Source organism: Dehalococcoidia bacterium, from assembly GCA_040902535.1.
Taxonomy (GTDB): domain Bacteria; phylum Chloroflexota; class Dehalococcoidia; order DSTF01; family JACRBR01; genus JBBDXD01.
Genome location: JBBDXD010000028.1, coordinates 53,243 through 72,320 on the forward strand (window position 1 = coordinate 53,243; position 19,078 = coordinate 72,320).

Below are 19,078 nucleotides of genomic sequence, written 5' to 3' on the forward strand. Positions count from 1 at the left end.
GAAAGCCCGCGCTCGTATGTAGCACCCCTGCGCCTCTGCGGTGAACCGCTCTTACCGTCGTCGGTCTTCGGAGCGACGGAACCGCCGAGACGCAGAGGCGCAGAGGCGCAGAGATTTGTGTATTTCATGAGCGCGGGCTTTCAGCCCGCGCTTGTTTCGGTTCATGAAGTGTCATCGTCCGTCGAGGGATGCACGCCGACGCCGCGCACTTTCCGAACATCACGGACGAGCGGTCGCATTGCCGCGCGGGCTGAAAGCCCGCGCTCGTATGTAGCACCCCTGCGCCTCTGCGGTGAACCGCTCTTACGACCCCGCGAGGAAGTCCACGACGTTGCCCGCCATGCCCGTCGTGCGTCTGTACAGCTCCGTGTAGCCGCACCCGCGGCAGCTCACCGCGACGAACTTGCGGTGCTGTAAGTTGAGCAATCGCGAGAGGAAGCCGCCGGCCGTCGCGATCTCGCCGCGCTCGCAGCCGCTGTAGCCGCACTTCGCGCAGCTGAACCGCTCCACCTGCACGACGCGCCCGTCTTCGATGCGCTACAGCGGTTCGTCCTGCGGCAGCACGAGCGACGGCGGCGGCGGGGCGGGCGGCTCCGCACCGGTAGCATCGCAGATGGCGGCGATGAGCGCGCTCGTCGGCGGGTAGTCCGCCAGGTTGCTCGCGTGCCGCGCGTATGTCACCAGCCCGTCCGTCGCCACGACGAACGTCGCCGAAGACGACGGTCGCACACCGAACGCCTCGTACGCGCGCCGCCCCGGATCGCTGAGCAGCGGATACGGCAGCAGCCAGTGATGCCGGAATCGCAGCGACTGCTCCGGCGCGCTCGCGACGATCGCCGCGATATCGGCGTCGACCTTCGCGAAGGCCTCATCGGCGTCGCGGAGCTGGGCTGCGTTATCGCCGGTGAACGGATTGGCAAGGTCGCCGAGGAACACGAGCACGAGCGGCCGTTTTGCCCACAAGGACGAGAGTTGTACTTCCGCGCCGTCGTCGCGCTGGAGCGTGAAGTCCGGCGCCGGGAAGCTGGAGTCAGCGATGTGCGGCTGCGTGGTCATAGTCCGTCCCCCCTCGAAGGCGGTTAGAAGCCCACTAGATGATCGACCGCGGCAAATGCCACTTAGCAGCGGTCGTCCCCTGGTTCCAGATCCCGCTTCCCGCATCCCGCCTCGCGCTTCCAACGCGTCAACGGCGGGGCAGCCGGCGGTGGTCCCTACGACGCGCTTCCCAGCGGTCCATCAACACCACCTCGCGATCGCCGTAGTGCACGGCGAACGTGAAGAACCATCCGGCAGCCGCGAGCATCAGCGCGCCGCCGAAGAACGACCAGCGCCACCACTGGATCGACGAGTCGTCGTTGCCGGCGTCCGGCAGTCCGTTCGCGCGGTCCGTCTGACTGGGGTCGACGCCGCCGCGCGCCGTCGGAGCGTTCGAGTTGGAGATCACCGTGATGCGCGGCGTCGATGTCGGCTCGATCTCGCTCGCGGGAGGATTGCCGGGCGTGGGGGTAAACGTCGCGGTGCGGGTCGCTGTCGGTGTGCGCGTGGCCGTCGCGGATCCAGCAGACGTCGGCGTCGATGCGGCCGCGTTGGTGGCGCCGGGCGTATTTGTCGCCGCGGGCGTGTCAGACGGCGCCGGCGTCTGCGTCGGTGTCGGCGCGATGCTGCCGACGACGAGGATCGCAGCCGAACCGCTCGCCGTCGCGGTCGCGCCGTTTGCGTCGGTGATGGTGCGCACGCTCCACGCAAGGTTCGCGTTTCCGTTCGCGACGGCGCTGAACTGCACGGTCGCGACGGTGCCGGTGCCGCTCACTTCGTCGTTCCCGTCGAGCGCGTACTGGTAGTTAATGATGCCCGCGCTGACGATGTTCTGCAGCACGTTGCCGACGCTATCGTCGCCGGGGAAGGGCCCCGGCAGCACCTGCACGCCCGCCGCGCCGGCGTCCGCATCGACGACCTGTACGACGCTCGCGTTGTAGGTGACGCCGAGGTGCACCTCGTGAATATCGAGCCCGCCGAGGTCGAGGGTCAGCGTGACCGTATCGCCGACGTCGAGCGAGGTGTTGGCCGGGTTCATGCTGACGCTGCCCGCAGGCGCGGCGTGGACGCCGGCGGCGAAGGTCAGCGCGAAGGCGACAGCGCAGAGCGCCGCTCCGGCGAACGGAAGGCGCGCGAGACCGCGACCGCGTACACGGCGTCCCTGCATGGTGCTCCTCGATGGGGTATCGGAAGCTGAGCACGGGGCGCGCAAGGTGTTGGCACCCGCGCGGCGGTGGGTGCGCCGGCCCGGTGCGCGCCGCGTCTGACCGTTGGGTTATGATGCGCCTCGATGAGCGCCCAACAGACCATCGAGGCGGCCCCGGCGCGGACGCGTGTCGCGAACCGCACGCTGCCCGCGTGGCTCACCAGCGCCTGGGCCATCGACCTGGCGTTCGTAACGGCGATCGCCGTCGTCGCGCTGGTCGTGCGCACCTACGACCTGGCGAACTACCCCTACGGGATCCACGGCGACGAGGCCTCGACGGGGCTGGACGGGCGGAAGATCCTCGATGGCGTCGACCTGTGGCCGTATACGGCGGCAGCGCTCGGGCAGCCCTCCGGGCCGATGTACTGGACGACGCCCTTCGTCGCCGTCATGGGCTCCACGATCGCAGCCGTGCGGTTGCCGATGGCGCTGCTGGGCGTGGGGACGGTCGTGCTCGGCTTCTTCGCGCTGCGCGAACTCTTCGACCGGCCGACGGCGTACATCGGCGCGGTGCTCATCGCGTTCTCCTCGTGGCTGATCTTCTACAACCGCACCGGCTACACCGCTTCCGCGATGCCATTCACGGAGTTCGCGTCGCTGCTCGCGGTGGCATTGGCGCTGAAGCATCGCTGGTGGCCATGGTCCGTGGCGGCGGGGTTCGTCGTGGGCGCCGGGATCTACGGCTACTACTCCTATCCCCTGTTCGCGCTCGGGCTCGGCGTTTTCGTGCTCGTGCACTGGGCGATCGAGCGGCCGCGGCCGGCGATCGTCCACGCGCGCAACGTGCTGGTGATGGGACTGATGGCGCTGCTCACCATCCAGTCCATGTGGCCGTACATCACGTCGGACGCCGTCGGCTATCAGCACGACCGAATCGTCTTCGCGGTGAGCAATACGCCTGAATACAAGGCCGCCGACGAGGCGGGCGATACCGGCGCGAAAGTCGACCTGTACTGGGAAAACGCCACGAACCTGTCGCGCACGCTCCTCACCGAGGGCATTCCCGACGCGTCGGACGGCTCGGGCACGACGGCGGCGCTCGACACGGTGACCGTCGTGATCGCGGGTGCCGGGCTGGGCGTCTGCGTGCTGCTGGCGATCAGGCGGCGGCGCGCGGCGTACCTGCTGCCGCTGATCATCATGCCGTTCGTGCTGTTCGGGCCGCTCTGGAGCCAGGGCGGCTACCATCGACGCTCGTTGGGGCTGCTGCCGTTCATCTTGATGGCGGCGGCTGTGCTGTTGGGCTACGTCTGGCAGTCGCTCGCGGAGCAGCGTCCTTCGCAGCGCGGCATCCTCACCGCGCTCGTGATCACGCTGCTGGCCGGTTACGGCGCCATCAACGTCGAACGCTACTTCGATGCACCGCGCGACCAGCCGGTGTCGCGGTTCGTCTACAGTCCCGAACTCACGCACGCGGCGAACTTCATCAAGGACGAGCCAGACGACGCCAAGATCTACTTCGCGTCGGAGCGCTGGAGCATCAACTACGAGACGGTGCAGTACCTGGTGCCCGACAAGTCCTCCGCGGACGGCGACCTCGAGGACCGATCCGAGCAGTTCGCCCGGGAAGGCACGCGGGCGGGCTTCGAGGACCTCGACCGATCGCGGACGGCTGTCATCGTGCTCGTCGGCTCGTACCGCGAGCAGGCGAATGCACTCGCCGCGCGCTATCCCGAAGCCGAGGTGCTCGACGGACCGCTGGCGGACGGCCAGCCTTCGTTCGTCGCCTTGCGATTGCCCCCGCAGTAGCAGAAGCTGATCCGCGATGGCATCTCGTGACGAAGCGGCGGAGGTCGCGGACAGCGGCCCGCATGCCGCGCCTGTCAGCGCCGCTCCAGCGAACGCCGCCGCAACGACCGGCCTGATCGCGCGCACCGGGCTGACGACGTTCGACATCGTTACGATCGTCACGCTGACCGCGTTCACGGCGGCGATGCGGCTATGGCGCCTGGACAGCGTGCCGCTGGGGCTGCACGGCGACGAGGCGTGGACCGGCCTCGACGCGCGCCGCATCCTCGACGAAGGCTGGATCGGCGTCTACGTGGACAGCGCGCTCGGCCAGCCGACGGGGCCGATCTACTTCGCCGCGCTGCTCTTCACGTTCCTGCCCGAAACGACGTTCACCGTCCGCTTCTCGATGGCGCTGCTCGGCATCGCGACGATCCCGCTCGCGTACCTGGCGTTCTCGCGAATGTTCAACCGCACGGTGGGCGTCTTCGGCGCTGTGATCCTCGCGGTGATGACCTGGCACCTGCACCTGGGCCGGACCGGCTTCATGGTGATCTCGTGGCCCTTCATGGAAGTCGCCGTACTGCTGGCGCTGTGGCTCGCGTTCAAGCATCGCCGCCCGGAGCTGTTCGTCTTGGCCGGCTCGCTCACGGGCCTGGGCGTGTATACGTACAACGCGTACCTGCTGTTCGTGCCGGTTGCCTTCGTGCCCGTCGCATGGATGCTGTTCGAGCAGAGAAATCGCACGGACAGGCTGCGGGCGTTGTATCTCGCGTTCGCGTTCGCGGCGGTGGCGCTCTTGTTCGCCTTGCCATTGCTGCGCTTCATGCAGGAGGACAGCGAACTCTACGAACGGCATCAACGAGTCGTCGGCGTCACCCACTCCGAGGGATGGGACGACGGAAGTCTCGCCGACAAGGCCGACGTGCTGTGGGACCGCGCACGCGAGTGGCACAACGGACTGATCCTCGGCGACCGCCCCGATCAGGGCGATGGCATGGCCGAGTTCGGACTGCCGCCCGTCGAGCCGGTGATCTACTTCCTCGCGCTCGCCGGTCTCGGAATCGCGATCTGGAACATACGACGCAAGGAGTACGCCGTCTGCGTCGCGGCCGTGCTCATCTTGCCGTGGGGCGCGTTGCTCACGGTCAACGATGGCCTCTTTCGCCGGACGCTCGGCCTTGCGCCCTTCCTCGCGCTGCTGGCAGCGATTCCGCTGGCGATGCTGTGGGACGTCCTGCGCGAGCGGCGCCGCGACGTGATCGGCGTCGCCGGCATGGCGCTGGTCGCCGCCGTGCCGGCGTATGCCGGCGCGCAGGCGACGTACGACTACTTCGGACCGGCGCAGGACACGTTCACGATGCGCGTCGTCTATCCCTATCAGCTCGAAGCTGCGACCGAGGTGATGGATGACTTGCCTCGCGACACCTACATCTACTTCTACAGCGACCGCTGGCGCCTGACCTATGAGACGGTGCGCTTCCTCGCGCCTGACGTCGTGGGCGAAGACCGCTCGCGCGAGTACGGTTCCGCCGCCGATATGCCGGACAGCGAAGTGCGGTACGACATCGACCGCGAGGGTCGCGTGGCGTTCGTGGTGATGGGCGACTACCTGAGGGATATGGATCGGATCATGCGAACGCACCGCGGCGGCCGGCTGATCGAGTCCACGCGCGATGATGAAGTGCTATTCCGCGCGTATGTGCTGGAGTAGGTGCTCAGCGGTCAGCCGTCAGCCGTCAGCCGTGGGGGGAGTGGATCGTCAGTCGTCGATGGGCGGGCGTTGGCGTGCCGACGACGAGCTGCGCGATGTGTCACTGCTCGTGACCAGATCCTTCGCTTCGCTCAGGATGACGTCTGTTCGTCGCGATGGCTGGCGTGACGTCGTACGTGGCTTCGTCCGCACGGAGCTGCGCCCCTATGTTGACGAGGCTCGCAGTTGCTGCAGGTGCTCGCGATCGTGGCGTTCTTCCTGCACGAGGCGCAGGAAGTCGCCGAGCGTCATCGGCGACCCGCCGCGGACGTCGCGGTCGGTGTCGCTGAGCTGCGAGAACAGATACTGCGTCTCTTCCTGGCGTTCTTCGATCTCGGCGATCACGCGGTCGATCGGCCACGCGCGCCGTTCTTCGACTCCGCGCGCGTTCGCGTCGTCGGTATCGATGCCGAACGTTTCCGGGCCAAGCGGCTTACGGGAGATGGTGGCGCGCAACACGATCTGCAAGAGCTGATCGTTGCCGCCGCCGACGTGCGCCAGGATGTCGCGGTTTCTCCAGCCCTCGGCGACGCTCGCGCGGTCCCAGAACTCAAGCGGCTGTGCGCGCGCGAACTCCAACAGCGCGCGATTGTCCTGCGCGAGCGTGCGCGCGATCGGCGCCACCCATTCCACGTACGAACGGTCACTCATGATCCACAGGGCTAGCTGGTCACTGACGGCTGCTCACGTCTTCTCGAAACGCTCCACGTCGAGCACAAACAGGATGGCGCCGCCGACGCGCACCTCGATCGGTTCCTGCAATACGGAGCCTTCGCCGAAGAACGGTAGCGTCTGCACGGGCACGTACTCGGTGCGGGCGTAGCACTCCAGGCGGACCATGGCGACGATCTGGTCAACCTCTGCGGCCTCGACGCCAGAGAGAATCGTGGCGTTGCCCTTGCGGAGGAAGCCGCCGGTGCTGCTGATCTTGGTGGCCGGGTAACCCTGTTCGACGAGCTTCTTGGTGAGGCGTTCGGCGTCGGAGTCGGACGCGATGATGACGACGAGCTTGAGCTGGCCGTTCTGGCCATTTTGTCCGTTCTCCAAGACACCTCCCGTTGCGCCCGCCACATGGATCGTAGTGCCGCGGGATCGAGGCTGTCAATTGACGGTCGTCAGTCGGCGGTCGTCGGTGGTCGGGGGTGGTTGGTTCAACGGCGTGAAGGGGGACGTCTTCAACATCCAAGCTTGAACCCGCTTGTCGTGAGACAAGTGCAGTGTGACGACGCACGATCAACCTGTTATGTCCGCACCCGAGCCTGTAGTCTGTCCCTCACAACGCTGGAGGTGGATACAACCGTGGCCGACGCAGCGCACACCGATCCGGGGATGACCGGCGAAGCGAAGCCGAACGTCGACATGGAGACGCTTGTTTCGCTGTGCAAACGGCGCGGATTCATCTTCCAGAGCAGCGAGATCTATGGCGGCCTGCAGGGCGCCTGGGACTACGGCCCGCTCGGCGTCGAAATGACCGGCAACATCAAGCGCGCCTGGTGGCGGGCGATGGTGCAGGAGCGCGACGACATCGTCGGGCTCGACGCGTCGATCCTCATGCACCCGGACGTCTGGCGCGCGAGCGGTCACGTCGAGACGTTCACCGACCCGATGGTCGACTGCCGCAACTGCCAGGGCCGCTTCCGCGCCGACGAGCTGGACTCCGACGTATGCCCCACCTGCGGCGCGAAGGGCCAGTTCACCGAGCCACGCATGTTCAACCTGATGTTGCGCACGTTCCTCGGGCCGGTGCAGGACGATGCGGCGGTGGTCTACCTGCGGCCCGAGACGGCGCAGGGCATCTTCGTCAACTTCGAAAACGTGGTGAACACCACGCGGCGCAAGCTGCCGTTCGGCATCGCGCAGATCGGCAAGTCGTTCCGCAACGAGATTACGCCGCGCAACTTCATCTTTCGCGTCCGCGAGCTGGAGCAGATGGAGATGGAGTACTTCTGCTACCCGGAGACGTCACTCGAACAGCATCAGCGTTGGATCGAAGAGCGCCGCTCCTGGTACCGGCGCTTCGGCATGAAGATGGAGAACCTGCGCATCCGCGCCCACGCGCAGGAGGAGCTTTCGCACTACTCGCAGGCGACGTCGGACTTCGAGTACCGCTTCCCGATGGGCTGGGGTGAGCTGGAAGGCGTGGCGCACCGCGGCGCCTACGACCTGACGCAGCACGCGAAGGCCAGCGGCAAGGCGCTCTCGTACTACGACGAGGAGCGCAAGGAGCACATCGTGCCGCACGTCATCGAGCCGGCGCTCGGCGTCGGGCGCTGCATGCTCGCGTTCATGACCGACGGCTACGACGAAGAGACCGACGACAAGGGCGAGAAGCGCGTCGTGCTGCGGCTGCACTCGGCCATCGCCCCGATCAAAGTCGCCATCCTGCCGCTGAGCCGCAACGAGAAGCTGGTGCCGGCGGCGCGCAAGGTACACGAACTGGTGCGCAAGCACTGGATGACGCAGTACGACGACGCGCAGAGCATCGGCCGGCGCTATCGCCGCCAGGACGAGATCGGCACGCCGCTATGCGTGACGGTGGACTTTCAGACCGTCGAAGAGGACGACGCCGTCACGATCCGCGAGCGCGACAGCATGGCGCAGGTCCGCGTGCCGATCGAAGGCGTCGTCGACGCTCTGCGAGAGCGACTGATCGACGTGTCGTGAAGGAGCTGGATGTGCCAGTGGCCGTTCTAGTCGAGATCCGCTGCTTGAACGTAGAAGCCTAACTCGAAACTGGGAACTGACGACTCAAGACTTACAACTCAATCCCGCCACGCGACCTCGTACACGCGCACAGGATCGGCGAACCCCTTGAACATCGTGTCGCCGCGGTCGACGAACGTGTGCCCCTTGCCGATGGACAGCTCGCGCACGACGTTCACCGTGAAGATGGAGCCGCCGTCCGCGTAATCGCAGACGCGCGCGGCGAGGTTCACCGCGACGCCGAACAGGTCGTCGCTGTCCTGCACGGGCTCGCCCGCGGAAAGGCCGATGCGCACGTCGAGCGGCGGGCCAATATTCGTAGCATTGTGCGCAGCGAACGCACGCTGGATCGCGACGGTGCAGGCAACCGCGCGCGAGACCGAACTGAACGTCGCGAGGATGCCATCGCCGGTGGCCTTAATGCGGCGCCCGCCGTGATCGTCCAGGCATGACGCCAGGATCTTGTTATGCGCCGCGACGTGCCGCAGAGCCGCGTCATCGCCGAGGGCGTTGAGCATCGCCGTCGAGCCGGCCAGGTCGGTAAACATGATCGCCCGCAGGCCCGAGTCGATCTCGCCGGTGTCGGGCGCGGTCTGCCCGTTCGGCAGATCTTCCTGCCGCAGGTGCATCATCGCGTTCACAGTGATCGGTTCGACTTCGATGAAGGTGTCGGCGACCAGTCCGTGCGCTTCGCTGTGCACCGCCGTCGCCGCCTCCTGCGAAGGCGCCTCGACCAGGCAGTACACGTTGCCCGCGTCAGCGTTCCACCAGTAGGTGATGTAGCGGACGCCGTACTTCTCTTGGAACTGCAGGTCGCCAATGTGCGCCTGCTCCAGTTGCTCGCGCGTCAAACCCTGCGCGTTCCGATGGACGTCCATGAACAGCGGCATAGCTCAATCTCTCTCGGTAATGTCGGCATCAACCAGTGTAGGACCGGGCGGCAGGGGGCGGGAAGCATCCAACGGCAAAGAAGTCTCCGTCGAACGGCGGAGACACGAGGAGGAGCGCGCGCTCACTCGACCGGCGTGCCCAAAACGCCCTTCTCACGCATCGCAGCGATGGCGTCGTCGCTGTAGCCGGCGCTGCGGAGCACTTCGTCAGTGTGTTCGCCGAGCGTCGGCGAGGGGCCCTGCACGCGCAGCGGCGTCTCCGACATCTGGAGCATCGGTCCCATCTGGCGCACGGGCCCCATCAGCGGGTGGTCGAACGACGCCACGAACTCATTCTCCTGCACTTGCGGGTCTTCGAGCAGCTCTTCGGTGAACTTCAGCGGGCCGGCCGGCACACCCGCGGCATCGAGGATCGTCACCCACTCGTCCGTCGGCTTGGAAGCGAACAGCGCCTCCGCCTGCGCCACGAGTCCGGCGCCGTACTCCTTGACCTTGGGGTCGCTGGCGTCGACCTCATCCGGGCGCTTGCCGATGCGCCAGTCTTCCATGCTGAGTGCGCCGATCAGCTTCCTGCGCAGCGGCGTGCTGAGACATCCGACGGCGACGAATCCATCGGCGGTCTTGTAGCACCGATAGTAGATGTTCCCGACGACGGGCCGCACCGCGCTGATGACGCCGATCTGGTCCTTGTACGGGGCGCCCTGCTTGCGCAGCTCGTTGATCTTGTCGATCGCCGCCTCACGACGTTCCGTATCGACCGCATCGATCGACATGAAGCGCGTGTTCTGGATCAGCAGGGCGCTCGCCATCAGCGTCGTGCTGATGCACTGGCCCTTGCCGGTACGCTCGCGCGCGTAGAGCGCCGCGCAGATGCCCCACGCGATCGCGATGCCCGTCGACAGGTCCGCCGATGGCAGCGCGTTGAGCAGCGGCACGCCGTTTTCCTGGCGCCCCTCGACGGACATCAGGCCCGTCACTGCCTGGGCGATGATGTCGTAGCCCGGGCGGTGCGAATACGGGCCGCGCCGTCCGAACGCCGTGTTGTCGCAATAGATCAGGCGCGGATTCTTCGCGGAGAGCGTCGCGTAGTCGATGCCCAGCTTCGGTGCCACGTCCGGCCGGTAGTTCACGATGACGATGTCGCAGCGCTCGGCGAGCCTGTGCGCGACCTCGCGCCCTTCCGCGGCGGTGAGGTCCAGCACGATGCCGCGCTTGCCGCGGTTGAGCGAGATGTAACCGCGGCCTTCCTTCAGCCCGAGCGGCTGGAAGCCGCGCCAGGGATCGCCTCCCGGCGGTTCGACCTTGATGACATCGGCGCCCATGTCGGAGAGCAGCATGCCGCCGAAGGGCGCCGCGATGATCTCGGAAAACTCGAGCGCCTTGACGCCCACCAGCGGCCCGTTGTGTGCGTTCTCGCCCATCCCGTCCTCTCGTTCCCGGCTCACGCTCCGCGCAGGGTGCGGCCAGTATAGGGCGGGGTGCTGGGAAGGGTGAAGCGGGCGGCAGGAGACGTGCATCCCCCGGGAGGTCTCATCCGGCGAGTGAAGGTCGGCCGGCTACGGTTGCGTGGAGAGTTCCGCCGCCTCCGCCTTCTCCAGTTCGAACGCGGCGTGCAGCGCGCGCACCGCAACAGCCGCTCGACCACCTCCTGGTGGTCTTCCAGGAACTCGGTGCGGACGATGAGGTTCGTCGTGACGAACTTGCCATCGGGCCACATGTCCTTCTCGTCCAGGAATTCGGCGCCACCGGCTTCGAGCTCCAGGCGCGTCGCCCACGGCTCGGGCGCCCACGCGCCGTCAATCTGGTGTTAATGGCGGCCAACCTGAAGTGTCAAGACCCCCTCGGACACAGAAGCAGAAGGGGCGCCGATTGGCGCCCCTCCGAGCTGACTGCTGAATGCTGACCGCTTTCTTACGCCGGCGCCTTCATGGCGAGCGTGGGCGCCGGGTCGAGCTTGATGCCGGGGCCCATCGTCGTCGTCATGGTGATCGTCTTGATGAAGACGCCCTTGCCGCCCGTCGGCTTCGCCTTCACGATCTCCGACAGCAACGAGGCCATGTTCTCCGCCAGCGCCTGCTCGTCGAAGCTCACTTTGCCGACCGGCACGTGGATGATCGCCGTCCGGTCGAGCCGGAACTCGACGCGGCCCTGGCGCGCATCACGGACGGCTTTCGCCATGTCGTCCGCGTCGACGACGGTGCCGGAGCGCGGGTTGGGCATCAACCCTTTCGGACCAAGCACGCGGCCCAGGCGGCCGACCTTGCCCATAAGGCTGCGTTCGGCAAGCGCGACGTCGAAGTCCGTGTGGCCGCCTTCGACCTTCTTGATCAGGTCGTCGCCGCCAACTTCGTCGGCGCCCGCTTCCGTCGCGTTGCGCGCCGCCTCGCCCTCTGCGAAGACGGCGACTCGGACGGTCTTGCCGAGGCCGTGCGGCAGCAGCGACGTGCCGCGGATCTGCTGGTCGGCGTGACGCGGATCGAGCCCCGTGCGCAGGTGCAACTCCACCGTCTCATCGAACTTGGCGAACGACGTCTCCTTCGCGAGCTTGATCGCCTCTTCGGGCGAATACAACCGCTCGGGATCGACGAGCTTCGCCTTCTCTTCGTACTTCTTGCCTCGCTTCATCTCGCGTTCTCCTCCAGCGACGTCATTCCGCCCTTCGGCGGACCGAGCCGGCGTACTTGCACTCTGTGTGCGTTCGGCCTCCGTCGCTGCTATCGCGGGCTGAAAGCCCGCGCTACGTAGCGGTCATGCTCCTACTTCGATGCCCATGCTGCGGGCCGTCCCTTCGATGATCTTCATCGCAGCGTCGACATCTGCTGCGTTCAGATCCTTCATCTTCATCTCGGCGATGCGTTTGACATCGGAGCGCGTGATCGTGCCGGCCTTCTCGCGCTTCTGCGCGCGGCTCCCCTTTTCGATGCCTGCCGCCTTCTTCAACAGGTCAGACGCCGGCGGTGTCTTGAGGATGAACGAAAACGACCGATCCTCGAAGATGGTGATCTCCGCCGGGATGATCGTGCCGGCCTGATTCGCCGTCTTCTCGTTGTACTCCTTGCAGAAGCCCATGATGTTGATGCCGTGCTGGCCCAGCGCCGGGCCGACGGGCGGCGCCGGATTGGCTTTGCCAGCCTCGATCTGCAACGTGAGTACTGCCCGAATCTTCTTTGCCATCGTCGTTACACTCCGAGTTGTAAGTCGTAAGTCATCAGTCGTAAGCAGACGCCCCCGAAGAGGACGCCCACCGTGAACCGTGAACTTACAACGTAGAACTTACAACTGACTACTCGCCTAGAGGCGCTCCACCTGCAAGAAGTCCAGCTCAACCGGCGTCTCGCGTCCGAAGAACGACACCAGCACCTTGACCTTGCCCTTCTCCAGGTTGATGTCGTCCACCGTGCCGACGAAGTCCTGGAACGGTCCATCGACAATACGGACGCTCTGGCCGACGACAAAGCCGACCTTGACCTTCGGCGCTTCGACGCGCATCTGGCGCAGGATGCGCTTCACCTCCGGCGGCTCGAGCGGCACCGGCTTCGTGCCCGACCCGACGAACCCCGTCACGCCCGGCGTGTTTCGCACCACGAACCACGCGCGGCTCGAATCGATGTCGTCTTCCTTCAGGTCGATCATCTGTACGAGCACGTACCCCGGAAAGATCTTGCGCGCCACCGTCCGGCGCTGCCCATCCCGGATCTCGATCTCGTCTTCCGTCGGCACGACGACCTGGAAAATCAGATCCTTCGCATCCATGGTCTGGATGCGGTGCTCCAGATTCGTCTTCACCTTGTTCTCGTAGCCCGAGTACGTGTGGATCACGTACCAGGAACGGCCTTCCTGGATCGCGGCTTCTTCGGGCGACTCCGCGCCGGCGGGGTCCTGCTGTTCGATCTCGGCGGCCTGAGCTGCGGCTTTGCCTTTTCGCGCCATGCGCTAGTCCCTCAAGATCGTGTTATCCACGAACCAGTTGAATCCGATATCGACACCGCCAAGCATGGCGCCGATCGCGGCGGCGACGACGATCACAGCCACTGTGAGCCGCGTCGTCTCCTCGCGCGTCGGCCACGACACCTTCTTCAGCTCGCTGATGATGTCGCGGACGTACCCGGGCACCATGCGGTCGAAGAAGCCGCGCTTCCGGGCGGCCTCTGCCTGCGCTGTGGCCTGCTGCTTCTTCTGCGGTCGCGGCCCCGAAGGCTTGAAGCCCGGCGACTTCGCCGGCGGCTTGGAGATGAGCTGTTGGCGGCGCAGTGCGCGGCTCATGTGACGTGTCCTCCCTTATCGGACCTCTCGGTGAGGCCGGTGGATGCGGCACCGCGGACAGAACTTGCTCAACTCCAGCCGGTCGGGGTCGTTTCGCCGGTTCTTCTGCGTGGTATATGTCCGCTCCTTGCACTCGGTGCAGGCGAGCGTGATGATCTGCCGGTCTTCCTTCTTCGCCATCTGTCCTCAGGTTCGCTCAGGCGGACAATACGGCCCGCCCTGACAGTGTATCGCGCGGGCCGGCCGTACCAGTTCGTCGCTACTCGAGAATCTTCGTCACAGCGCCTGCACCGACCGTGCGGCCGCCTTCGCGAATCGCGAAGCGAAGCGCATCCTCGACCGCGACGGGCGTGATCAACTCCACCGTCATCTTGACGTTGTCGCCCGGCATCACCATCTCGACGCCCTCGGGCAGTCCGATGGTGCCGGTGACATCCGTCGTGCGGATGTAGAACTGCGGCCGGTACCCCGGCAGGAACGGCGTGTGGCGGCCGCCTTCGTCCTTCGAGAGGACGTAGACCTCCGCCTCGAACTTCTTGTGCGGCGTGATCGATGCCGGCTTCGCAAGCACCTGTCCGCGCTCGATGTCCTCGCGCTCGATGCCACGGAGCAAGCAGCCGACGTTGTCGCCGGCTTCGCCCTGGTCCAACGTCTTCTGGAACATCTCGACGCCGGTGACGGTCGTCTTGCGCGTGTCGCCGAAGCCCACGATCTCGATCTCGTCGCCGACCTTGACGATGCCGCGCTCGACGCGTCCGGTCACGACGGTGCCACGCCCCTTGATGCCGAAGACGTCTTCGATCGGCATGAGGAACGGCTTGTCGCGCGGGCGCTCCGGCGTCGGGATGTACTCATCGACGGCCTTCATGAGCGCGTTGATGCTCTCGTATGCGGGGTCGTTCGGGTCGGTGCTCGTCGAGTTGAGCGCCGCCAGCGCGGAGCCGCGGATGATCGGGATCTCTTCACCCGGGAAGCCCTGCTTGGTGAGCAGTTCGCGCAATTCCAGTTCGACCAGGTCGAGCAGTTCCGGGTCGTCCATCTGGTCGACCTTGTTCAGGTACACGACCATGCTCGGCACTTCGACCTGGCGTGCGAGCAGGATGTGCTCGCGCGTCTGCGGCATCGGGCCTTCCGGCGCGGCGACGACAAGGATCGCGCCGTCCATCTGCGCGGCGCCCGTGATCATGTTCTTGATGTAGTCGGCGTGGCCGGGACAGTCGACGTGCGCGTAATGACGCTGCTGCGTCTCGTACTCGACGTGCGCGATGGCGATCGTGATGCCGCGTGCCCGCTCTTCCGGCGCGTTATCGATGCTGCCGAACTCACGGAAGCTGGCAAGCTTGCTCATCGCGAGCACCTTGGTGATCGCCGCGGTCAAGCTGGTCTTGCCATGGTCGACGTGACCAATCGTGCCGACGTTTACGTGCGGCTTGTTTCTGTCGAATTTCTTCTTCGCCATCTCGGGCTACTCCTCCTGCGGCCCCGGCCACGGGGCATGGTCCTGGTCCGGGAAATCCGGATCACACTGTATGCCGGAACGGCCGGCGTTCCGTGTTCGTGATACCTGTCCGCCTCCGGCGGACGCGTTTCTGCTGGAGCCCACAATCGGATTCGAACCGATGACCTCACCCTTACCAAGGGTGTGCTCTGCCAACTGAGCTATGTGGGCAGATCGGCACGATGTGGTTCCTCGGCGGGCGGGTGAGAATCCCGTCTGCCAACCCACCAATGGGGACCCGGATCTGGAGCCCGAGAGGGGATTCGAACCCACTAACCTACCGATTACAAATCGGTTGCGCTGCCATTGCGCCACTCGGGCACGACGCCCCTTCTCGCGTCCGGACGGCCCGGGCGCCCAAGTAGGCTGGTTGTAAATCTGCCTGACAAAAATAGGCCCCGCCACGTGGCGGGTTTCGCGGCCCAGTATAGGAATCCAGATTCGGACAAGTCAAGGAATTGGGGCGCGGCGCCGACTTGTCGGTCATTCGCCGCTCGGCTGGGAACGAGCGCCATACGCCGCTCGACCCGTCTTTCAGTCTATCAGTCTTTCAGCCGGAGCTTGGCTCAGCGGTGGTGTCGTCCTAGCGCGATCGCGGTGGTAGCGGCGCCGACCGCAGCGAGAGCCAGCAGCGCCAGTGCCATGCTCGGTGCGCCTGTGCTGGAGCCGCCCGATCCGGTATCTGGCAGGGCCGGCGGACCCTCGATCACTCGCGTCGGCTGGATCGCCGGCACGCCGGCAGTCGGCGTGGCGAACGCTTGCGCACAGTCGAAAGCGACAACGAGGCTCGCAGCGTCGCCGGCGAGGTCAAGCGCGGTGGCGTACACGTCGATGCTCAGCGAACCCTGGAATGGCGGCATCGTGCAATCGACGCGCGCCACGTCCGGTATGACGATGCTCGTCGAATCGGCCGGCAGCGAGAAGCTGTTCTGGCGCTCGTTGAGTCGAATCACCACCTGATATTCGTCCTCGCCAATGGCGTTGTCCGTCCAACTGATGACCGCATCGCCATCGAACCGGAGGTCGGTGGGCGCCGCGAGTTGCGCGCCTTCGGCGGTCGGACTCGCGACGGGCGTCGGCGTCTCATCGCCCGCCACTACAGGTGCCGCCACGCCGATCGCGACGAGCAGCGACGCGCCGGCAGTACAGATCACGCGTAACATGTCGCCTCCTGATGCCAGGGTGTGCGTACGTTGAACGATCGACCGGGCCGCGAGGTTAACCTGCTCAACGTGACAATAGGGTCCAGCGACCAGCGACCAGCGACCAGCGACCAGCGACCAGCGACCAGCGACCAGCGACCAGATTATTCCATCGTCGACAGGAGCATGCGCGCTTCGATCGTGTCGTGACGCGGCGTCCGTGATTCGCGCATCAGCGGCGCGCCCGTAGCCGAGGCGTAATAGTCGTACACACACATCATGTACAGGCGGCTCATCAGCGCCAGCCGCTGGAACCGCGGCGCGCCGCCCAGCGCGTGCCGCGAGAGCCCGACGCGCACCGTCCGCGCATCGAAGTCGACCGCTTCGATCGACTGCGGAAGCACGAGCACCGGCTTCTTGCCGATGAACAGTTCCACTTCAGCCTCGATGTGGCAGACCGCCCACGTCCCGTCATCGACGACGAAGTCACGCACGCGGCCCGCCGCTCCTTCACGCGCGCACAGTCGATACGCGCGTACCGAGCGGACGCTCCGCAAGTGCGGGTCGGCGGCCATCACGCGCTGCGCTTCTTCGAGCAATTGGCGGTCGTCAGGCTGGATGCCGAGCTGGGCGCCCACCCGCCGCGATAGCGAAGCCCCATGTTGCAGGTCGCGCCGCTGTTCGCCGACGGTCAGCTGACTGCTGGCAGCGGTCCGCTCGCGGGCTTCCGCCCGCGTGAGCCATACGTGCAGGCGCGGGACTGTGCAGTCTGACTGTTGGATGTCAGCGGGCTCGATGAGCACGTACGAACGGCGGAACGGCAATCCCACCTGCACCACGACGTAGCGCACACGCCAGTCCTGATCGTCAAAGTACAGGTCTTCGATCGTGCCGAGCCGCCCATCGCACGCGTCGATGGCCTGTCCGAGCAGCGCGCTTGCTTCACGAAGCATCGTCGCCTCCCCGTGTCACTGGCGGATTCGCGAGGAGGAGCGCCGAGCACGGGATACCTGCCGGCTGTCACGGAATCCACCGCTTCCCACATGCCTGCGAGGCTAGCTGTCGGGGTCGGCCGGAGAAGTTGGCCTACTTGCTATGCGAGATGCACCCCATGGCAGTTGGTTCCCCGCCCCGCCGTGCGGCGAGTTCGGCAGGATCGGAGCGTACGCGGGCGTGGCGCGCAGCCGGCTAAACAACACAATGCGGGCATTGCAGATCGATTGCAGCAGCCGCGCTGTCCGGGATTATGTTGTCGACCGCTTCGTGATCGTCACCGGGCCCCACTCGCCGATCAGCCCCTGGCCGTGGCAGGATGCGCTCTCGCCGTTAACGATGTCTTTCTCCGTCATCAGCCCGAGCGCGATGATGAACTGGCCCATCTTCGGCACGTTGACTTCGTGGTTGACGCGCTCGCCATCGACAGAGAAGAACAGTTCATCGGACCCGTGGTTGTACGTCATCGCATAGCGATGCATCCGCTGCTCGCCATTCGGCAACGGCTGCTCCTTGAACATCGCGAAGAACTTCTGGCCCGCACCCTCCGGCTCCGGCGATCCCGGGAACGGCAAGCGCGCGTAGACGGTGGCGAAGCACTCGTTCGACACGAAGAAATCGACCGCCATGCCGGTCGTGAAGTCGAGGAGATTCACGGAGACGAACCCGTCGTAGAAGTCGTTCGCAACGCCGTTGAGCTTCTGTGCGCGGATGTCGAGTTCGACCGTGATCTCGCCGCCCGACGGCACGGCGAATGTCTCGCGCGAGAAATACATGTGCTTGGCGTTGTCGAGGATCTGCACGGCGCCGTTCCCGCGCGTCAGCGGGACCGCCGCGACACGCATGACGCCGTTCTGGACGATGACGACGGCATCGGGCTCGCGGAACTCCCAGCCGGGGAACCCGCCGATCACCCACAGACTCTCGGGTTTCATCAGGTCGGCGTAGCCGCCGTACACCTGCGTCGTCGTGCCGCGGTCCGTCTCGGTGGTCATGTGCGTGCCTCCGTCGCGTGATTCGGCTTCAGGCTAGATCGTCGCGCTGTTCGGGGGAATCCGCACCGGTGATTTGGATCCGCTCGAATGTGCGCCGGATGCATCGCGGGAGTGAGTGGGGCGAGTGGGAGGTTAATCGTCCTCTTCGCCGCTGACGCTCGCGGTAGAAAGTGAACGCCATCCTTCGGTGCCGGGCATTGGTGCACCGAGGTGCTCCCGGTCGTCGAGCAGCAGCTGGAAAAGCCGGTTCAGTTCCGCGAGCGGTTCCGCGTGATCATCGACACGCAGGCTGGTGCGATACAACAAGGCGTCGGGCTGCGCGCGGCCACCTGGCGCCGACACCATGGGTGTGACGAGAAGCGCCGCCGAGCGATGTCCGCGGCGGTCGCCGCCCGCGGCAACGCCTGCTGCCAGAGCGACGAGCAGACGAACTCCAAGCCAACACCCGGTTAGTGCCTCGAACCTCTCGGCCATACGCTCCAGCGGCTCCCGCCCCACTAGCAAGTTGCCCAGGGAGACGGAGTGCGCGCCTTCCACGCTGCCCGCCCAGCCCGTGCATTCACTCCCCGTGAATGAGAACGTTCTCCCGTGGCGATCGATGCCCGCGACTTGCCGGAGTTGCGGCGCAGCATCTTCAGCGAGGAGACCTTCGATTGCCGACTTGGGGGAGAGGCCGAGTTCCAGCAGCTTGAGTCCGACCACGCCAAGATCTGTGTTTCTGCGGGCCTGCGTCGCTATGGCGCCCACGCCGGTCATGGCATGAGGTACGCCCGAACCGACGAATAGGTCAGCCGTCGCGACAGCGACTCCAAACGCGGCGCTGCTCGGATCACGTCCGACGATACTGAGCGTCACTTCATCGCCATATTGT

At 65.9% G+C, this 19,078-nt stretch carries 21 protein-coding genes, 2 tRNA genes and 1 riboswitch; of the genes, 3 read left to right on the plus strand and 20 right to left on the minus strand.

From position 1 onward, the window contains the following. Positions 1–303 precede the first annotated feature (303 nt). The 3 genes from WEB52_15370 to WEB52_15380 all read right to left on the minus strand — a co-directional run bounded on the left by WEB52_15370 (position 304) and on the right by WEB52_15380 (position 2,203). On the minus strand, positions 304–516 hold the full coding sequence (locus WEB52_15370) for a zinc ribbon domain-containing protein (protein ID MEX2227815.1): 213 nt from the start codon (positions 514–516) through the stop codon (positions 304–306). A gap of 21 nt (positions 517–537) precedes the next feature. After that, positions 538–1,056 carry a redoxin domain-containing protein gene (locus WEB52_15375; GenBank protein ID MEX2227816.1) on the minus strand — a complete coding sequence of 173 codons (519 nt, stop codon included), beginning with the start codon at positions 1,054–1,056 and terminating at the stop codon, positions 538–540. A 127-nt stretch (positions 1,057–1,183) separates the two neighbouring features. Then, on the minus strand, positions 1,184–2,203 hold the full coding sequence (locus tag WEB52_15380; protein MEX2227817.1) for a cohesin domain-containing protein: 1,020 nt from the start codon (positions 2,201–2,203) through the stop codon (positions 1,184–1,186). A 123-nt stretch (positions 2,204–2,326) separates the two neighbouring features. Here WEB52_15380 and WEB52_15385 point away from each other — a divergent pair, with 123 nt between their 5' ends. Together WEB52_15385 and WEB52_15390 are read left to right on the plus strand one after the other, a co-directional pair. Then, positions 2,327–3,991, plus strand: coding sequence for a glycosyltransferase family 39 protein (locus WEB52_15385; GenBank protein MEX2227818.1), 1,665 nt, complete (start codon positions 2,327–2,329; stop codon positions 3,989–3,991). A gap of 16 nt (positions 3,992–4,007) precedes the next feature. Beyond that, on the plus strand, positions 4,008–5,684 hold the full coding sequence (locus WEB52_15390; protein MEX2227819.1) for a glycosyltransferase family 39 protein: 1,677 nt from the start codon (positions 4,008–4,010) through the stop codon (positions 5,682–5,684). Positions 5,685–5,888: 204 nt separating this feature from the next. Here the strand turns inward: WEB52_15390 and WEB52_15395 are convergent, their stop codons facing one another. Together WEB52_15395 and WEB52_15400 are read right to left on the minus strand one after the other, a co-directional pair. After that, positions 5,889–6,374, minus strand: coding sequence for a maleylpyruvate isomerase N-terminal domain-containing protein (locus tag WEB52_15395; protein MEX2227820.1), 486 nt, complete (start codon positions 6,372–6,374; stop codon positions 5,889–5,891). Positions 6,375–6,407: 33 nt separating this feature from the next. Further along, positions 6,408–6,770 carry a cyclic-di-AMP receptor gene (locus WEB52_15400; protein MEX2227821.1) on the minus strand — a complete coding sequence of 121 codons (363 nt, stop codon included), beginning with the start codon at positions 6,768–6,770 and terminating at the stop codon, positions 6,408–6,410. 312 nt (positions 6,771–7,082) lie between these two features. Here WEB52_15400 and WEB52_15405 point away from each other — a divergent pair, with 312 nt between their 5' ends. Beyond that, on the plus strand, positions 7,083–8,387 hold the full coding sequence (locus WEB52_15405; protein ID MEX2227822.1) for a glycine--tRNA ligase: 1,305 nt from the start codon (positions 7,083–7,085) through the stop codon (positions 8,385–8,387). 98 nt (positions 8,388–8,485) lie between these two features. Here the strand turns inward: WEB52_15405 and WEB52_15410 are convergent, their stop codons facing one another. From WEB52_15410 to WEB52_15480, 15 genes are all read right to left on the minus strand, one after another. Beyond that, a complete protein-coding gene (locus WEB52_15410) occupies positions 8,486–9,304 on the minus strand; it encodes a nickel-binding protein (GenBank protein ID MEX2227823.1) in 819 nt (272 codons plus the stop codon). A 134-nt stretch (positions 9,305–9,438) separates the two neighbouring features. Then, positions 9,439–10,737: a CoA transferase gene (locus tag WEB52_15415; protein ID MEX2227824.1), complete on the minus strand. Its 1,299-nt coding sequence runs from the start codon at positions 10,735–10,737 to the stop codon at positions 9,439–9,441. Positions 10,738–10,757: 20 nt separating this feature from the next. Further along, positions 10,758–11,117 (minus strand): ABC transporter substrate-binding protein, encoded by a 360-nt coding sequence (locus tag WEB52_15420; GenBank protein ID MEX2227825.1) that lies wholly within the window; start codon positions 11,115–11,117, stop codon positions 10,758–10,760. A 110-nt stretch (positions 11,118–11,227) separates the two neighbouring features. Beyond that, positions 11,228–11,941, minus strand: coding sequence for a 50S ribosomal protein L1 (gene rplA / locus WEB52_15425; GenBank protein MEX2227826.1), 714 nt, complete (start codon positions 11,939–11,941; stop codon positions 11,228–11,230). A gap of 123 nt (positions 11,942–12,064) precedes the next feature. Continuing rightward, a complete protein-coding gene (gene rplK / locus WEB52_15430; protein MEX2227827.1) occupies positions 12,065–12,490 on the minus strand; it encodes a 50S ribosomal protein L11 in 426 nt (141 codons plus the stop codon). A gap of 117 nt (positions 12,491–12,607) precedes the next feature. Further along, a complete protein-coding gene (gene nusG / locus WEB52_15435; GenBank protein MEX2227828.1) occupies positions 12,608–13,246 on the minus strand; it encodes a transcription termination/antitermination protein NusG in 639 nt (212 codons plus the stop codon). Positions 13,247–13,249: 3 nt separating this feature from the next. Further along, positions 13,250–13,579: a preprotein translocase subunit SecE gene (gene secE, locus WEB52_15440; protein MEX2227829.1), complete on the minus strand. Its 330-nt coding sequence runs from the start codon at positions 13,577–13,579 to the stop codon at positions 13,250–13,252. Between the two features lie 15 nt (positions 13,580–13,594). Continuing rightward, on the minus strand, positions 13,595–13,759 hold the full coding sequence (gene rpmG / locus WEB52_15445) for a 50S ribosomal protein L33 (protein ID MEX2227830.1): 165 nt from the start codon (positions 13,757–13,759) through the stop codon (positions 13,595–13,597). A 79-nt stretch (positions 13,760–13,838) separates the two neighbouring features. Then, positions 13,839–15,038 (minus strand): elongation factor Tu, encoded by a 1,200-nt coding sequence (tuf, locus tag WEB52_15450; GenBank protein MEX2227831.1) that lies wholly within the window; start codon positions 15,036–15,038, stop codon positions 13,839–13,841. Between the two features lie 134 nt (positions 15,039–15,172). Continuing rightward, positions 15,173–15,248 (minus strand) — tRNA-Thr (locus WEB52_15455). Positions 15,249–15,322: 74 nt separating this feature from the next. Beyond that, positions 15,323–15,398, minus strand: a tRNA-Thr gene (locus WEB52_15460). Positions 15,399–15,643: 245 nt separating this feature from the next. Further along, a complete protein-coding gene (locus tag WEB52_15465) occupies positions 15,644–16,240 on the minus strand; it encodes a hypothetical protein (GenBank protein MEX2227832.1) in 597 nt (198 codons plus the stop codon). A gap of 143 nt (positions 16,241–16,383) precedes the next feature. After that, positions 16,384–17,172 carry a PRC-barrel domain-containing protein gene (locus tag WEB52_15470; protein ID MEX2227833.1) on the minus strand — a complete coding sequence of 263 codons (789 nt, stop codon included), beginning with the start codon at positions 17,170–17,172 and terminating at the stop codon, positions 16,384–16,386. Positions 17,173–17,247: 75 nt separating this feature from the next. After that, positions 17,248–17,382: riboswitch (cyclic di-AMP (ydaO/yuaA leader) on the minus strand. Between the two features lie 81 nt (positions 17,383–17,463). After that, entirely contained in the window at positions 17,464–18,207 is a 744-nt protein-coding gene (locus WEB52_15475; protein MEX2227834.1) for a DUF6081 family protein, read from the minus strand. 132 nt (positions 18,208–18,339) lie between these two features. Continuing rightward, positions 18,340–19,062, minus strand: coding sequence for a DUF1028 domain-containing protein (locus tag WEB52_15480; GenBank protein MEX2227835.1), 723 nt, complete (start codon positions 19,060–19,062; stop codon positions 18,340–18,342). Positions 19,063–19,078 lie beyond the last annotated feature (16 nt).

Bases quoted from the DNA above. Each gene is read 5' to 3' on its own strand.
- tuf (MEX2227831.1), bottom strand. From the start codon at position 15,038: ATGGCGAAGAAGAAATTCGACAGAAACAAGCCGCACGTAAACGTCGGC.
- rpmG (MEX2227830.1), bottom strand. From the start codon at position 13,759: ATGGCGAAGAAGGAAGACCGGCAGATCATCACGCTCGCCTGCACCGAG.
- WEB52_15415 (MEX2227824.1), bottom strand. From the start codon at position 10,737: ATGGGCGAGAACGCACACAACGGGCCGCTGGTGGGCGTCAAGGCGCTC.
- WEB52_15475 (MEX2227834.1), bottom strand. From the start codon at position 18,207: ATGACCACCGAGACGGACCGCGGCACGACGACGCAGGTGTACGGCGGC.
- WEB52_15465 (MEX2227832.1), bottom strand. From the start codon at position 16,240: ATGTTACGCGTGATCTGTACTGCCGGCGCGTCGCTGCTCGTCGCGATC.
- WEB52_15380 (MEX2227817.1), bottom strand. From the start codon at position 2,203: ATGCAGGGACGCCGTGTACGCGGTCGCGGTCTCGCGCGCCTTCCGTTC.
- rplA (MEX2227826.1), bottom strand. From the start codon at position 11,941: ATGAAGCGAGGCAAGAAGTACGAAGAGAAGGCGAAGCTCGTCGATCCC.
- WEB52_15385 (MEX2227818.1), top strand. From the start codon at position 2,327: ATGAGCGCCCAACAGACCATCGAGGCGGCCCCGGCGCGGACGCGTGTC.
- WEB52_15375 (MEX2227816.1), bottom strand. From the start codon at position 1,056: ATGACCACGCAGCCGCACATCGCTGACTCCAGCTTCCCGGCGCCGGAC.
- rplK (MEX2227827.1), bottom strand. From the start codon at position 12,490: ATGGCAAAGAAGATTCGGGCAGTACTCACGTTGCAGATCGAGGCTGGC.
- nusG (MEX2227828.1), bottom strand. From the start codon at position 13,246: ATGGCGCGAAAAGGCAAAGCCGCAGCTCAGGCCGCCGAGATCGAACAG.
- WEB52_15470 (MEX2227833.1), bottom strand. From the start codon at position 17,172: ATGCTTCGTGAAGCAAGCGCGCTGCTCGGACAGGCCATCGACGCGTGC.
- WEB52_15405 (MEX2227822.1), top strand. From the start codon at position 7,083: ATGGAGACGCTTGTTTCGCTGTGCAAACGGCGCGGATTCATCTTCCAG.
- secE (MEX2227829.1), bottom strand. From the start codon at position 13,579: ATGAGCCGCGCACTGCGCCGCCAACAGCTCATCTCCAAGCCGCCGGCG.
- WEB52_15395 (MEX2227820.1), bottom strand. From the start codon at position 6,374: ATGAGTGACCGTTCGTACGTGGAATGGGTGGCGCCGATCGCGCGCACG.
- WEB52_15390 (MEX2227819.1), top strand. From the start codon at position 4,008: ATGGCATCTCGTGACGAAGCGGCGGAGGTCGCGGACAGCGGCCCGCAT.
- WEB52_15410 (MEX2227823.1), bottom strand. From the start codon at position 9,304: ATGGACGTCCATCGGAACGCGCAGGGTTTGACGCGCGAGCAACTGGAG.